Origin of the sequence: Henriciella marina DSM 19595, from assembly GCF_000376805.1 — a bacterium.
Classification (GTDB): Bacteria; Pseudomonadota; Alphaproteobacteria; order Caulobacterales; family Hyphomonadaceae; genus Henriciella; species Henriciella marina.
The window spans coordinates 2488449-2503026 of the sequence record NZ_AQXT01000002.1; the positions used below are offsets into that span (position 1 = coordinate 2488449).

Annotated in this window: 17 protein-coding genes; 5 read left to right on the forward strand and 12 right to left on the reverse strand. The window is 62.0% G+C overall.

Features of this window, described 5'->3' with window-relative positions; translation table 11 throughout:
- Positions 1 to 4: 4 nt before the first annotated feature.
- A complete protein-coding gene (gene pyk, locus F550_RS0112335) occupies positions 5 to 1438 on the reverse strand; it encodes a pyruvate kinase (protein ID WP_018148872.1) in 1434 nt (477 codons plus the stop codon).
- Positions 1439 to 1546: 108 nt separating this feature from the next.
- Between pyk and F550_RS19210 the strand changes: the two genes are divergently transcribed.
- Complete coding sequence (locus F550_RS19210) at positions 1547 to 1723, forward strand: hypothetical protein (protein ID WP_018148873.1); 177 nt, start codon at positions 1547 to 1549, stop codon at positions 1721 to 1723.
- A gap of 72 nt (positions 1724 to 1795) precedes the next feature.
- Entirely contained in the window at positions 1796 to 2536 is a 741-nt protein-coding gene (locus F550_RS0112345) for a hypothetical protein (protein ID WP_018148874.1), read from the forward strand.
- Between the two features lie 74 nt (positions 2537 to 2610).
- Here F550_RS0112345 and F550_RS0112350 read toward each other — a convergent pair whose 3' ends face one another.
- Positions 2611 to 3174 carry an HNH endonuclease gene (locus F550_RS0112350; RefSeq protein ID WP_018148875.1) on the reverse strand — a complete coding sequence of 188 codons (564 nt, stop codon included), beginning with the start codon at positions 3172 to 3174 and terminating at the stop codon, positions 2611 to 2613.
- A gap of 171 nt (positions 3175 to 3345) precedes the next feature.
- Positions 3346 to 3996, reverse strand: a complete 651-nt coding sequence (locus F550_RS0112355) for a DNA-3-methyladenine glycosylase family protein (protein ID WP_018148876.1) — start codon at positions 3994 to 3996, stop codon at positions 3346 to 3348.
- Between the two features lie 145 nt (positions 3997 to 4141).
- Between F550_RS0112355 and F550_RS0112360 the strand changes: the two genes are divergently transcribed.
- Positions 4142 to 4756, forward strand: coding sequence for an HD domain-containing protein (locus tag F550_RS0112360; RefSeq protein ID WP_018148877.1), 615 nt, complete (start codon positions 4142 to 4144; stop codon positions 4754 to 4756).
- 56 nt (positions 4757 to 4812) lie between these two features.
- On the opposite strand, the gene F550_RS0112365 is transcribed toward F550_RS0112360, so the two are convergent.
- Genes F550_RS0112365 through ftsE form a run of 3 tightly spaced genes read right to left on the reverse strand, consistent with a single transcriptional unit; the run spans position 4813 to position 7156 of the window.
- Positions 4813 to 5577, reverse strand: coding sequence for a lysophospholipid acyltransferase family protein (locus tag F550_RS0112365; protein WP_018148878.1), 765 nt, complete (start codon positions 5575 to 5577; stop codon positions 4813 to 4815).
- Positions 5574 to 6446 (reverse strand): cell division protein FtsX, encoded by an 873-nt coding sequence (locus F550_RS0112370; protein WP_018148879.1) that lies wholly within the window; start codon positions 6444 to 6446, stop codon positions 5574 to 5576. Before F550_RS0112370 ends, F550_RS0112365 begins: the two co-directional genes overlap by 4 nt.
- A complete protein-coding gene (gene ftsE / locus F550_RS0112375; protein ID WP_018148880.1) occupies positions 6443 to 7156 on the reverse strand; it encodes a cell division ATP-binding protein FtsE in 714 nt (237 codons plus the stop codon). The genes F550_RS0112370 and ftsE overlap by 4 nt, the downstream gene beginning before the upstream one ends.
- Before the next feature lie 66 nt (positions 7157 to 7222).
- Here ftsE and F550_RS0112380 point away from each other — a divergent pair, with 66 nt between their 5' ends.
- Together F550_RS0112380 and F550_RS0112385 are read left to right on the forward strand one after the other, a co-directional pair.
- Entirely contained in the window at positions 7223 to 7918 is a 696-nt protein-coding gene (locus F550_RS0112380; RefSeq protein ID WP_018148881.1) for an MJ0042-type zinc finger domain-containing protein, read from the forward strand.
- Positions 7915 to 8448 carry a phosphoribosyltransferase gene (locus F550_RS0112385; protein ID WP_018148882.1) on the forward strand — a complete coding sequence of 178 codons (534 nt, stop codon included), beginning with the start codon at positions 7915 to 7917 and terminating at the stop codon, positions 8446 to 8448. Before F550_RS0112380 ends, F550_RS0112385 begins: the two co-directional genes overlap by 4 nt.
- Here F550_RS0112385 and F550_RS0112390 read toward each other — a convergent pair whose 3' ends face one another.
- The 6 genes from F550_RS0112390 to F550_RS0112415 form a co-directional block, all read right to left on the reverse strand.
- Positions 8449 to 9255, reverse strand: a complete 807-nt coding sequence (locus tag F550_RS0112390; RefSeq protein WP_018148883.1) for an alpha/beta hydrolase — start codon at positions 9253 to 9255, stop codon at positions 8449 to 8451.
- Positions 9252 to 9773 (reverse strand): RNA pyrophosphohydrolase, encoded by a 522-nt coding sequence (locus tag F550_RS0112395; protein ID WP_018148884.1) that lies wholly within the window; start codon positions 9771 to 9773, stop codon positions 9252 to 9254. The genes F550_RS0112390 and F550_RS0112395 overlap by 4 nt, the downstream gene beginning before the upstream one ends.
- Positions 9770 to 11116, reverse strand: coding sequence for a divergent polysaccharide deacetylase family protein (locus tag F550_RS18640; RefSeq protein WP_018148885.1), 1347 nt, complete (start codon positions 11114 to 11116; stop codon positions 9770 to 9772). The genes F550_RS0112395 and F550_RS18640 overlap by 4 nt, the downstream gene beginning before the upstream one ends.
- 81 nt (positions 11117 to 11197) lie before the next feature.
- The gene (locus tag F550_RS0112405; RefSeq protein ID WP_233349024.1) at positions 11198 to 12529 is read right to left on the reverse strand and encodes a S41 family peptidase; all 1332 of its coding nucleotides are present in this window, start codon (positions 12527 to 12529) and stop codon (positions 11198 to 11200) included.
- Between the two features lie 15 nt (positions 12530 to 12544).
- Complete coding sequence (locus F550_RS0112410; protein ID WP_018148887.1) at positions 12545 to 13771, reverse strand: murein hydrolase activator EnvC family protein; 1227 nt, start codon at positions 13769 to 13771, stop codon at positions 12545 to 12547.
- A gap of 120 nt (positions 13772 to 13891) precedes the next feature.
- Positions 13892 to 14476, reverse strand: a complete 585-nt coding sequence (locus F550_RS0112415; RefSeq protein WP_018148888.1) for a hypothetical protein — start codon at positions 14474 to 14476, stop codon at positions 13892 to 13894.
- Between the last annotated feature and the right edge of the window lie 102 nt (positions 14477 to 14578).

Below are 14578 nucleotides of genomic sequence, written 5' to 3' on the forward strand. Positions count from 1 at the left end.
TTCTCTACCGCCTAATCCCCATTTCCCATGCGGTGTCGTCGCCGCCGCCTTTCCAGGCGGCGTAGGCCACAGCGCCTTCGAGACCTGCCGCATCCATCAGGGTGCGCGGCCAGTCGTTTTCCTCGATGTTTTTGACATGGATGGGATGCACGCCCCAGAGGAGCTGGGCGCGGCGAAGGCGCGCGTCGTCCGCTGAGCCGTAGAGAATGAAATAGCGCCCGCGATGCTTGGCAAACTGTGCCAGGCGGCGGGCAGAGCCTGTGCGGAGCGCGAGCGCCTCGGCCTTGACCGCGAAGGCAAGAGACTGGGCGGCGCGGGCGACAATGTCGATGACGCGCTCATCATCGCGGTCGCCCATGAACTGGCGCAGAGAGTCGCGATAATCGGCCGCTTCCTCTGTCGCCTTTATGATCCGGTCCATGATGGCGACGGCGGTGGGCGGATGGCGGCCGACGGCGGTTTCGGCGGACAGCATGACGGCATCGACACCCTGATAGATGGCGGTCGCGACATCGCCTGCCTCTGCGCGTGTCGGGGCGGCGTTCTCGATCATCGATTCCAGCATCTGCGTCGCGACAATGACGGGGCGGCCCACCTCCCGCGCCTCGCGGACGATGCGCCGCTGGATGATCGGGACCTGTTCGAGCGGGAATTCGACGCCAAGGTCGCCGCGCGCAATCATGACGCCGTCCGAAGCGCGGATGATCGCGTCGAGATCATCGAGGGCGCCGGGTTTTTCGATCTTGGAAATAAGCGGTGCGCGTGCGCCGATCGCGGCCTTCGCCTCTTTCACATCCTCTACGGACTGAACGAAGCTCAGCGCGACCAGATCGACGCCAAGATCGAGCGCGAAGGCGAGGTCTTCGCGGTCCTTGTCGGTCATGGCTTTCAGCGGCAGGGTCTTGCCGCGAACGGTGAAGCCCTTGCGGTCAGAAAGCGTCGCGTGAAAGGCGGGCGTGACGCGTGGGTGGTCTCCTGCCTCGCTGACGGTGAGAAGAACCTTGCCGTCGTCGCATAGGATCTCGTCACCTTCTTCCAGTTCGGTGAGGATTTCCGGATGGGGGACAGGAATGGTGTCCTTCTGGTCGGTCGTTTCATCGCCGATAAGCTTGTAGTTCTGACCATAAGAGAGCTTCAGTTCGCCGCCCGGAAACGCGCCAACGCGAATTTTCGGGCCCTGCAGGTCTGCAAGGATTGCGAGCGGTCGGCCCATCGCTGCTTCTGTGGCCCTGATGGCATGGAAAGTCGCGGCGTGGGTCTCATGATCTCCATGGCTGAAATTCAGGCGGAAGAGATCGGCGCCGGCTTCGGCGAGGAGGCGGATCGATTTCGGGCTGGAGCTTTTTGGACCGATCGTCGCCAGAATTTTCGCATTCCGCCCGCGCAGGCGGGGGAGTGTCATGGTGAAGTCTTCCAGATCGGGCGCGGCAAATCGCATTTGAACCTTTTACCAGTCTGGCGCGACTATCCTTATAGAACAAGTTGAAAACGGGCCCGGATAAACCGGCCAGGTGAGCGGCTGGCTGCGCGCTGGCAGCCCCGGCTTATGCTGACGGCGCGGCGGCTGCTGCTGATGAGGAATGAGGCGACCGAAGCGGTCCAGGAAAGCTGGGCGGCGATCTGCAGGGGGTGGTTCGGTCTCCGGGATCCGTCGCGCTTTCCGGCCTGGTGCTGCGAGATCAAGCTTCTGGAGCTGCAGCTTTCAAAGCTGGACGCGAATTAACCTCGGGGACGGAACGGCGGTTTAGCGTGTCCGTTGTTCAGGTCCAAGCAGAATGCTGAAAAGGAAACCGCTATGAAACGCACATTGCTCACAGCTACCGCAGCTATTGCCCTGATGGCGACACCTGCAATTGCGCAGGCCGCAGACGCAGACGTGAACGCGCAGACCGAAGCCGAGATCACGACCGATGTCCCGGACGTGCAGATCGAAGGTGGAACCGAGATGGACACCATGCTCGAGACGGAAACGCCGAGCGCCACCACCCCGAGTTGGGACGGCGATTCCGAGCTCGATACCCAGCCTGGTGTGGATGATGGCATGGGCGGCGAGTATTACGAAAGCGAAGAAGACGCGATCGCCGACTCTGATCTGGAAACCGGAACTGACGTCGAAATAGATACGCCGGCCCTGGATGCCGAGACGGACACTCAAACCGAGCTGGATGTCGAGACCAAGACCGAGACGAATGAGGATTTCGGTCAGGGCGGCAATTACTATGAGAACAAGGAAGCGGCCGAAGCCGATGCCGATCTCTATTCAGATGAAGTCGATGCACTGAAAGACGAGAAAGATGTCGAAATGGATGTCGAGACCGACGTCGAGGCCGAAGCTACCACCGATGACGGCATGGGCGGCCCAGAAGCGGCCAACCGCGACGATGCGGCCACGCGTTACAGCGATATCAATGAGGTCAGCAATCCCGACGTCGATGTCGATGGTCTGACTGAATACGAAGAAGAGCAGATCGAAGAAGCCGGTGAAGATGCCGCGCAGGATATCGATAAGCTCGAAAAGGATAGCCTGAACTACTAATCAGGTGTCTGCAAAAAGACCAAAGCCCCGCAGTCTGAAAGCTGCGGGGCTTTTCTTGTTGGTTGCGCGCCCGGTCAGGCTTCGAGTTCGACATCCCAGTAAAGGTAATCCATCCAGGTGGCGTGAAGATGGTTTGGCGGGAAACGACGGCCGATTTCCTGAAGCTGGTAGTTCGTGGGGCGGACAGGTTTTCGATGCGGCACCATGCCCGCATCCTTGGGCATGCGGCCGCCCTTTTTCAGATTGCAGGGCGAGCAGGCGGCGACGATGTTTGTCCAGCTGGTCCGGCCACCGCGCGATCGCGGGACGACGTGATCAAAGGTCAGCTCATTGCCAGCGCCGCAATAGACGCACTGGAAGCTGTCGCGCAGAAAAACGTTGAACCGGGTAAAGGCGGGTGAGCGGTCCTGGCGGACGAATTCGCGCAGCGCGATAACTGACGGCAGGCGCATCTCGAAGCTCGGGCTGCGCACCACGGTGTCGTATTCGGCGATGATATCCACGCGATCGAGGAAGACCGCCTTTACCACATCCTGCCAGGGCCAGAGCGAGAGCGGATAATAGGAAAGTGGCCGGAAGTCGGCGTTCAATACAAGAGCGGGCCGCCCATTTGGTGGGTTCGTCAGGACTTCAGGCACTGCGGCCTCCTTCCTGTCCCTTTGTAGCGGCTGACTGGATGTCAGTGAACACGCGCCTCCATCGGTTGTGACGGGAGAATTACTGATTCCCGACTACGAGTTTATGACAGTTTCGCCCTTTGGCCAGCGTCAATGCGCAATTTTGCCCGGTCCTGTTGTAAATGCTGCAGGTCATGCGTCCCCGCCGCCGCTTGCTGAATAGGCTTTTGCGCGCGCGGCATTGATCCAGCCCCAGAGAAGATGGGCGGCGACGCCGCGCCACGGCCGCCATGATTCGGCAAGTTCGGTGAAGGCCTTTGAGGCGTAGCGGTCCTCGTGGCCGCTGAGCTGGCGGTAGGCCTCCATCAGGCCGACATCTGCGATCGGAAACGCATCGAGCCGGCCGCAATAGAGAAGGAAGAGGTCGGCGGTCCATGGACCGATGCCTTTGACGGCGAGGAGTTCGGTGCGCGCCTCATCGATGTCGGCATGGTAGACACGTTCAAGGTCCAGCGTGCCTGTCTGGACCGCTTCAGCAATGGATTTGAGATGCCGGATCTTCGGGCGCGAGAGACCGCAGCCGCGCAGCGTGTCTTCACTGGCGGCCAGCATGGAGGCGGGCGTGATGTCTCCAAGCTCCGCCTCGACACGCCCCCAGATGGAGGCGGCTGCCTTTGTCGTGATCTGCTGGAAAGCAATCATGCGGGCAATGGTGTGGTAGCCGGGCGGGCTGTAGCGCCAGTCGGGCAGGCCGGTCACCGCGAAGGCCGCCTTGAAGGCCGGGTCCCGTGCCATCAGCGTGTCGCAGGCCTCTTTGAGGGTGGCATCGCTCGGTTTTGTCATGCGGTTTGACCTCGTCGGCTGGCAAAGGGCTTTTCTACCGCATTAAAGCCAGCACCGCGACTGTCTGAGCTTGCCGGGGCGTGAAGGCTTTGACGTTCGCCGTACAAGGCGTATCCTGCGCGCAGAAAAGACAGGGAGAGACGACATGGCAGACGGACACGGCGCGGGCGGACAGGCCCAGTTTCGCGAAATGATGGAAGGCACGAAGGAAGACTGGGAGATCATCTCCGAGCATTCGCGTATCTTCAACAAGGGCCTCGCCAAGCGCGTTCTCGACCATCTCCGCCTGCTCGACGGTGACTATGGCGGCTTCCCGGTCGACCGGCTGGAGCATTCACTGCAGACCGCGACCCGAGCCCACCGCGATGGGCGGGATGAGGAATATGTCGTCTGCGCCCTGCTCCATGATATCGGCGATACGCTGGGCAGCATGAACCACCCGGACGTGGCGGCTGCGATCCTCAAACCCTTCGTGTCAGAAGAAAACCTCTGGATGGTCGCCAATCACGGTGTTTTCCAGGGCTATTACTTCTTCGAGCATCTCGGTCTGGACAAGAATATGCGCGACCAGTTCCGGGACAACCCGCACTTCCAGCGCTGCGCCGAGTTCTGCCACAAATATGATCAGGCCGCGTTTGATCCCGAATACGAGAGTGAGACGCTCGACTTCTTTGAGCCGATGGTTGAGCGCGTCTTCTCCAAGCCAAAAAACTCGATCTATCTGCGCAAGAAGGCAGAAGCCGAGGGGGCCAGCGCCTGAAGCCTGATCGTTGTTTGAGGCCCCGGTCTTTCGCTGCGCGAAAACCGGGGTGACGCCTATACCGGGTCGCTTGGTTTGAGATCAGCGCGGGTGCGACGCTGCGCGGCGAGACCTTCATCGAGCAGACGGTCCGAGGCGGCCTCAAGCTCATCCTTCATGCGGGCGAACATATCCTTGCGGCCAAGGCCGGCAGGGACCGGGGGCAGGACTTCATAGACGACGAGACCTGAGCGCCGAACCATGCCGCGCGGCTTCCAGCACAGGCCGGAATTGGTGGCCAGCGGCACGACCGGCACGCCGAGCTGGCTGTAGAGCGCGGTGATGCCGGCTGATTTGTAGTCGAGCGTGGCGCCGGCGGGTTGGCGCGTGCCTTCCGGATAGATGACGATCTGACGGTCTTTGTCGCGGCGGGCCTTGGCCTCGCGCATCATTTTTTTCAGTGTCCTCGTGGTGCCTGCCCGGTCGATGGGGATCATCTTCGCTTTCAGCGCGTACCAGCCGAGCCCCGGATACCAGAGAAGTTCGCGCTTGAGGATGATTGCAGGGTCGGAGAAGAGAATGAAGGGGATGAAGATGTCCAGCATGGACTGGTGCTTTCCGGCGATGAGAGCAGCGCCCGGCTGGATGTGCTCGCGGCCTCGCAACTCAACCCGGATCCCACAGATAAGGCGCAGCCCGACCCGTATGTACTGCGCGTAGTAGCGGATGGCCGTCATGGCGATGCGCCGCGGCAGGAGCAGGGTCGGCAGGCAGGAAATGGCAACCACGGCCATGCCGCCATAGAGCCAGATCACGAAGAAGATCGAGCGGATTGTGTTCAAAGCGAACTCCTCAGCGAATGGCGGACCGTCAGGCGGGCCGCGATTCGGGCGGCCAGCGCGCCAGCAATGGGCGCGACGGCGAGGATGGTGATGTCCCAATAATCGAGCGAGAGCTTGGGCAGAAGCTCGCTAGGCACGCTTGAGCTTTGAGCTGAAAAGACAATCATCGCGGTGACCGCGAGCGCGGCGAGCGAGCCTGCCGCGCCAGCCTTAAGCCCGAGCAGCCAGAACCGGCGCTCAAAAAGGCGCGCAATGAACCGGTCCTCTGCGCCCGCGAGATGCAGGACGTCGACAATGTCCTTGCGGGCCAGAAGCGCAGCATGTGTGGCAAAGGCGATAACGGAGATCGCGGTCATGGTGAGCAGGAGCACCATGCCGATGGCGGCGACCCGCAGCGTGGCAAGGGCGCGGCGGACCTCAGCGGCATAGGCCGAGTGGGCTTCGGCGCGGCCCTCTATGCCCGCGGCGGCCAGCCTTTCGTTAATCAGATCAGCCAGCGCAATCGCGTCGCCGGACGTGTCCACGGCAATGAGGAGGGGCAGCGGAATACCGTCAGGTATGCCGCCCGGGCCGAAACTCGGCGAAAGGAGGTCATCAAGCTCATCTTCGGTCAGGACGTGCGCGCGATCGACATCCGGCAGGTCAGCGATGAGTGTGGCGGCCGCTTCGGCGCCGCGCCTGTCGGTGTCGCTGACACGTACCGTCATTTCTCCTTCGACCTGCGCGGTCCAGGCTTCTGCGGCCGTATAGGTCCCGCGTGCGGTCAGCGTGGCGAGCACGGCCAGAAAGCAGAGCGCCGCCACCACGAAAAAGAGCGCAGCTTCGCGCGCATCGCTTTCGGGCAGGAGGGGATTCATCCGGAGCGTCATGCCTTCTCATAGGCGGTGTCTGCAAAGAGCAGCCCGTCCTGAAGCTTGAGCACGGGCGAATTGAACTCGCGGATGATGTGCATGTCGTGGGTGGCGATGATCACGGTGGTGTTGAGGCGGCGATTAAGCTCGATGAAAAGGCGGAAGATACGACGCGCCATGTCCGGATCGACGTTGCCTGTCGGTTCGTCGGCGATGAGGAGGTCCGGCTTGTTGATCAGTGCGCGGGCGATGGCAAGGCGTTGCTGCTCGCCCCCGGACAGCGCAGGCGGGAAAGCGTGGATGCGCTCTCCCAGACCGACCCACCGGACAAGGTCGACCACCTCATCGGTATAGTCTTCGGGCTTTTCGCCGCTGACCCGGAGAGGCAGGGCGACGTTCTCGAAGGCGGTCAGATGATCGAGCAGCCGGAAATCCTGAAAGACGACTCCGATGCGCCGGCGGATGGCCGATAGCTGTTTGCGGGAGAGGTCAGAGGTGCGCTGGCCGAAGAGACGGACTTCTCCCGACGTCGGCGCATGAGCGAGATAGAGCAGTTTCAGCAATGAGGATTTGCCCGCGCCCGATGGGCCCGTCAGAAAGGTGAAGGTGCCGGGCTTCAGACGAGTATCGATATCGGTCAGGATGTCGTCAGCTGTATCATAGCGCAGGGTAACGCCATTCAGCTCGACGGCCGTTTCACCGGTCAGAGGCGGTGCCGCACGTGTCATCAGTTTCCTTTCGAATCCGCAGCGGTCCAATCGACTATTCCAGAGAATTGGGCGAAACTCCAAGCCATGATTCTCACCTGTCCGAATTGCGAGACCCAGTATTTCGCTCAAGACTCAACGATCGGTGAGTCCGGGCGGACGGTGAAATGCGCCGCCTGTGAGCATTCCTGGTTCGTCGGTCAGGCCGAGGAGGCCGCGATGGGCGGGCTGCGGGCGGGCGGGGCCCATGAAGCCTATCGCAAGCGGGTGCGCGCGCGCCGCGAAAAAGCCAGCCGGACAATCGCCATGATCAGCTGGGCGGCGGCGGCCTGCCTTCTGGTCGCTGTATTTGGCGGCGCCATCATCATGCGCAATCAGGTAGTGGAGGCCTGGCCCCAGTCAGCGTCTGCCTTCAGCGCACTTGGCCTCAAGGTGAACCGCTTCGGCATGGAGTTCGCCAATGAGAATGCCGAGCGGTATCTGAATGGAACCGTGCCTGTGCTGGAGATCACCGGAGAGGTGCGAAACTTCACCCGTAAAGTGCGAACGGCCCCGCTGGTCGAGGTGCGCCTTATGGATGATGAGGGTATCCCCATTGCGACTTATTATGCTGACGTGGCCCCGGGAGAGATCGGCGCTGGCGAGACCGGCGCATTCGTCAAACGGATCGAAGACCCGCCTTTCGAGGCGTTCGAGCTGGAGCTTGGACTTGCAAGTGGGCGTGAGGTGCCAGAAGGCGAGGTTCAGGCCATCGCTGAGACCCGCGCCGAGGAGAGACAATGACCCACGCCAGACAGGATATCGACGTCGTCCTTGGCGAAGCCGAGCTCATGGAGATGGTCGACCGGCTGGCCGAGACGCTGGCGCCGCGTCTGACGGGGGACTGGTCTGCGATCAACATCCTGATCGGGGCGACACCCTTTACCAGCGATCTCATGAAAGCTCTGGCACGCCGGGGCATTCATCCGGTCCTTGATGCGCTGTGGCTGGAGAGCTACCGCGATGCGCGCGAAAGCTCGGGCCGCGTCAATGTGCGCGCCGACATTACGCGGCCTGTCACGGGGCGCGGCGTCCTCCTGATTGATGATGTCTTCGATACAGGCCGCACGCTGTCCTTTGCGCGCAAGCATCTTCTGACCAAGGGCGCGCGGGAGGTGATTACAGTGGCCCTCGCACGCAAGCCATCGGCGCCGGCCGGGGCGGATGATGTCGACTTTCACGCCTTCGATGCGCCGGAGCGGTTTCTTGTCGGCTATGGCATGGACGATGCCGGCCTCTATCGCGGCCTGCCCTATATCGGCGCGCTCGACTGACTACATGACCGGTTGAGGTGTTGTGGCTGCGTTAGTGGGCACTTTGCGGTCCAGCCATGACATTATGTCGGCGACGACGCTTCCGGTGCCAGGCTCATCGACAATCCAGTGCGCGTGGCCAGGATATTCCAGATAGTCACCCGGCGTTGCGGCCTCTCTATACTTCTGTCCGACACGGCGAACCGCCTTGATCGGAGTGGCACGGTCCTTGGCGGCACCGATTGTCAGCGTTGGGATCGACACGGCTTTTTCGTCGATGGGGGCGGGCTCTGAGAGGTCACGATAGACCTTGCCGGAATCGAAGCGGGCCCGCGCATAGATCGCGTCGTGGCGCGCTGAGGGGACCTCATTCAGGACGCCCCATTTGAAGCCGAACTTGCCGACCTTGTAGCTGTTCTCCGGAATTTTCTTGCTGCCGGATTTCAGCACACTCCAGAAAGTGATCATCAGGCGGAGATCCTGCACCTGGCAGTCCGGTGTCTGGGCGGGTGTCAGGAAGATCGCCGCAGAGGCATCGCCGCGCGCCGCAAGATTCTGCGCAATCAGCCCACCCATGGAATGCCCCATGATAACGGGCTTTTTGCCTGTCTCGGCCGTGAGCGTCTTCGCCTGCTCCGACATCGCCTCAATATAATCGTCTAGCGTGAGATCTTTCAGGGTTTCTGGCGGGTCTTCGATGGTTCGCTGATCGGCAAAAAGGGTCGGCGCTTCGACGCGCCAGCCTGCGGCTTCAAAGTCGTGGCGCATCGTGTCCCAGGCCTCGCCGCCGCAGCCGACGCCGTGGATCATCAGGATTGTCCTCGTCATTCTCGCCGGCCTTTCTGGGTTTCGATGGAGTGGTTCTCGCCTGCCCAGTGGCGAAAGCGTTCTGCCACGGCCTGATAGACCGGGCGCTTGAAGGGCACGATGGCAGCGGGTGCTTCGCTGAGACGGGCCCAGCGCCAGGCGTCGAACTCAGGCGTGTGCCTGTCGAGCCTTATATCGCTGTCGGAGCCTTTGAATTTCAGCGCAAACCATTTCTGACGCTGGCCGATAAAAGCGCCGGGCATGCGCCGGCGCACTTCGGCAGGAAAATCATAGTGGAGCCAATCGGTTGTCTCTTCCAGCACATCGACAAGCTTGCCGGAGACGCCCACTTCTTCTTCCAGCTCCCGGAGGGCTGCGTCTTGCGGGCTTTCGCCCTCATCGATCCCGCCCTGAGGCATCTGCCACTGAAAGGCGCCGCGGCCATTTATGCGGCGACCAAGGAAAATGTATCCGCTGGCCGAGAAGAGGACGAGCCCGACATTCGGGCGGTAAAGACTTGGATCGGGCTGACTGGTCACCCGGTCGTGTCTAATGCCTCGCGGCGCAATTGCCCACCCGGTTCGGCGTCTGCAGACGCAGTTTCGGTCACGCGTGGCTGGTCTGGCGACAGATGCGTCGCGGCAGACGCGGGTGCCAGCACGACGCCCTTGCCCGACAGCTGTTCGGTCCAGGCTTTCAGGATGTCGATGGTGACGGGATAGGCAAAGCCCGCCCCGACCGCTGCCCCATTTTCAAGCGCGAGGGTTTCAAGTTCCAGCAGCTTTTCCTGGATTTCGCCACCATCCGGACGGGTATCGATCTGTGTGTCGGCGCTGCGATATCTGAGCTTTGCAGGACCCGCTGCGGCCGAGATGGCAGACTGGCTGAGACTGCCGTCTTCAACGAAAGCCAGACCGCGCGCTGAAAGGAGGCGGGCGATGGTGCTTGAGGCGCGGTCATCGCGGGCGAACCGTCCGCCCTGATAATTGGTGATCCCGAAATAACCGGTGGCGCTCGCCAGAACGGTGTTGAGGCGGCCCTCCAGCGCGGTGTCGTCCATCGCAACCATGAGCGTGTTCGGAGCAGGGCGCTGCGCGGCAATTTCATAGGTTTCCATCGGCACTTCCAGCAGGACTTCATGTCCAGCTGCGCGCGCCCGGTCGATCCAGCCCTGAAGGTCGTAGGTCGTCGGCGCAAAGGAGAGCGTCACTTCCGGGGGCAGTTCTTCGATAGCGGAGCGGGTATGCGTGCGATTTATACCCAGGCCACCGAGGATGATGGAGACGGTCGGGCGGCCTTCCGGATTTGCGAATGGCCGGGCATAGACGCCAGCGGGCGTGCGGCCATCATCGGCGATCTTGGGCAGCTGTCCGCCTAGGGCCGGTTCGCTGACGGCAGAGACGGGGGCCGGTGGCAGGGCGATGGCGCTTCGCGTGTCCTGCCAGGACTGGCCGGTCGAGACACTGACGCCATTGATGCGGACGGTTGGCGCTGATTGAGACGCCTCGCCCGAGCTGCCGACGCTGACGATGCGCGATGTCCCATTGGTATACTCGACCCCGAGATCAGGGCCACTGGCGGCCATCTCGTCCGTCACGAATGGCGGCGGGGGGGCATCTTCAGTGAAAGATTGAGGCGAGGGTCTGGCTGGCGGCGGGTTCGCAGCGGCAAGACGTGTCTTGAGCTGTGGAGAGACAGTGGTCGGCGCTTCAGGCTCGAAGAGGGCGATCTGTCGGACGGGACTTGCGGACGCGTCGTCGCCCCAGAGATGAATCGCTGTGCCCGTACCCGCCACGATGAGCGCAAAGGCGCAGCAACTCATGATTCCATGCACGACACCGCTGCGAAGCGGAGAAGGGTCGTGCGTCACCCGTTGCTGCATAAAGCGGGTCTCCGGTGGTCTGCCAGTATCCAGTCTGAGCTGGATACTGGCAGTCACACGTTAAGACATCGCAAACCTGCGTTAACCCGCCTGCGGTGTGTCGGTCGCGCTCATCTGTCCGCCGCGCAGCACTTCGAGGGCCCGGTCAAGCTGGTAGTCATCGCCCTCATAATCTTCCGGAGGCTGTTCGCTCGGAAGATGCGGAATCTCTCGCTCGACGCCATCTTCATTGATGAGGGCGTTTGGCAGGTCGGCTTCGGAGAAGCGGCGGATACGGGCGAGTTCTTCTTCGGAAACGCGGGTCTGGGCGACTTCCATGTCCGGCACGATCCCCGTTGCCTGGATCGAGCGGCCTGACGGCGTGTAATAGCGTGACGTCGTGAGGCGGATGGCGCCGCGATCGGTGCCAAGCGGAATAACGGTCTGGACAGAGCCCTTGCCGAAGCTTGTCATGCCAAGCACCGTCGCGCGGCCGCGGTCCTGAAGGGCGCCAGCGACGATTTCAGAGGCCGACGCAGTGCCATTATTGATCAGGATGACGATCGGCACGTTCTGGAAAACTTCTCCGGACCGGGCATTGTAGCGGGCAATATCACTTGGACGCCGGCCGATCGTGGAGACAACTTCGCCGCCGGACAGGAATTTGTCCGTGACCGAAATTGCCTGGTCGAGCAGGCCGCCGCCATTGTTGCGAAGATCGAGAACGATGCCCTCAGGACGTCCGCCGATCTCCTTGGAAGCCGCTGCAAACGCGTCTTCGAGCAGGTCGGTCGTGCGCTCATTGAAGGTCGAGATGCGGAAATAGGCGATCTCGTCGTCGACCATCTTCCAGTCGACCGATTTCGGGCGAATGACTTCGCGCTCCATGGTGACGTCAAACGGGTCTTCGCCGTCGCGCATCACCGTGACAATAATTTCAGAGCCCGGCGGGCCGCGCATGTCAGCGACAGCGTCGTCAATGTTGAGGCCGACGATCGGCTTGCCATTGATCGCGGTCAGCAGATCGCCGCTTTCAAGACCGGCGCGGCTTGCTGGCGTGTCGTCCATTGGTGTGATGACTTTTATGAAGCCATCTTCCATCTGGACCTCGATGCCGAGACCGCCATACTCGCCGGAGGCCTGGACCTGCATGGCTGAGAAATCTTCTGCTGAAAGATACGTGGAATGTGGATCCAATGACCCGAGCATGCCGTTTATGGCCGCTTCCATTGCCTCTGGCTCATTAATTTCGGTGACATAGTCGGCGCGGGCGCGGGCGAGCACTTCTGCGAAGAGGTCAAGCTGGCGGTAGGTTTCCGCGCGGCTGTCGGACATGCCCGGTTCCGGCCAGGCGACGGCGGACACGCCAACGGCGACCCCGCCCATCACGACACCGATTGCAGCCCCTGTCAGCATTGCTCTCATGGTCATCATTTCTCCTGTGGCGGCTTATCCGCCCTGCATCCAACGTGCCGGATTCATCGGCACGCCTTTCCGCCTGACTTCAAGATAGAGTTCAGGCGGCGGATTTTCACGTTCGGACATGCGTCCGACCGGTTCTCCGGCGCGTACCGTCTGTCCGGGGGTGCCGTAAATACGGCCCATTCCGCTCAGAAGAATATGGTATCCATCACTTGTGGAAATGATCAAGAGCTGACCGTAGCTTCTAAATGCCTCAGCATATTCAATTGTGCCGTCCACGGGGGCCACGATATCGGCATTCGAGCGTGGCTGAATATAGAGACCCTTGGCTGTTTCCCCGCCCGGAAGGTCATCGCCCCAGGTGCGCGAGACAAGGCCCGACACGGGCTGGATCAGCCCGCCAAGCGCTTCGCGGCCAAGCGGTCGCAGGTTGGCAACGGCCGGGCTGCGGGCCGGGTTTCTCGGGGCATCGCTGACAGTCGGCGACGTGCGCGTGGCGGCGAGCTGTATCTGGGCGCGCGGCTTGATCGCGGGGGCGCGGGGGGCTTGCGTCTCCAGCGCGGCGAGTAGATCGCGCAGGGTTTCTGCCTCCCCGGCGATCTGGCGCACACGGGCGCGCAAGGCCTCTGCCTCTCCGGATACGCTTTCATACTGGGCGCGTTTGGAGGCAACCAGCGTTTCGATCTCGGCCTGCTTGGCGGCAAGACGGTCTTCGGCGGCGGCGAGGCGTTCCTGTTCCTCGAGGACTGATTCCTCAAGCGCCTTCAGCTCCGTAATCTCTGCTGCCAGCTCATCGGTGCGTTGATTGATACGCGGTGCGGTCGCGCTCATCACGATGGCCGCGCGGATGGCGGCGTTTGCTTCATTGGGTGAGGCGATCAGGGCCGGCGGGCGGTGACGGCCGGAGACGGCGAGGTTCGCCATGATGTCTTCGAGGTTCTCATTCCCCTCGATCAGCGCTTCACGGGCAGCGGTCAGCCGGGTCTCGAGGTCGATGAGCTTGAGCTCGGACGCGGCGGCCTGCTCTTCGCGCCGCCGGCTCTCCAGCGCTGCGGAAATAAGCTGGCGTTCAAGATCGGTGACATCGCGGCTGCTGGCGGACTCTGCGTTTTCGAGCGCTTCGAGCTGGCGGATGGCAGACTGGCGCTGGCTCTCAAGGGCAGAGAGTTCCTCGCGCGTAAATTCGCGGGGCGCCGCGGCCATGAGGCAGCCAGCGAGCGGGATGATAAGAAGGCGTAGCAGGCGATGGCGCATGGGCCCTCAATGCCATGGCGAGGGTCACCGTATCCTTAACAAAAGGCCAGGCGGCAGAAAGGATTGCAGGTCGGGGTGCTGGCGAAAGCGAGGTCGCTTGCGATGCGCGAGATGCGCAACCTAGAGGGCTGGCTCGAAAACGACCGACTGCACCAGAATGGCCCGCTGCTTTTCCGGCACGACGGGACGTATGCCGAGATAATCGTAGCCCGCATCGGTGCCCGGCGTGCGCTCGGGCGGGGTCCAGGTAAAGACGCTGTCAGCAAATTCACGCGTGATGGTGAATTTTTCCCAACCGGACTCGATTGCGCTGCCGACCGAGTAATTCACCCGCATCTGCTCAGCGCCGTACTGATCGGCCGCGCGGGCCCGGATGGTTATCCGAACTTCCCGCCCAGCGAAGACGGTTTCCAGATCCCGGTCGAGGATGAAATGGGGCCCGCGAATCGGATCATCAGCGAGCGTGGCAGCGGCGACTTCGATACGAAGGGCGGCTTCGCCGTCAGCGCGCACCAGCGAAATGTCTGCATCGCCGCCAGCAACGAAGCGGTTGAGCTGCGCCCCGCTGACCTCAATGCGCCGGTAATCGGTGTTCCCGCCGCTGACCGGACCTGTCGGCCTGGTGTTAAAGCCGGGCAGGACAGCAATAGCGACCATGACAGCCGCAGCCAGAAAAGCGCACAGGAAGAAAATTCTATCGGTCATGCTGTCGGTGGCTGGTCCCGGCGATGAGGGGGAAATATTGGTCTCTAGACGCTGGAAAACACGTTGGCCAGTTGATAGCAAGCAGGCACCGTTCTTGCGAAG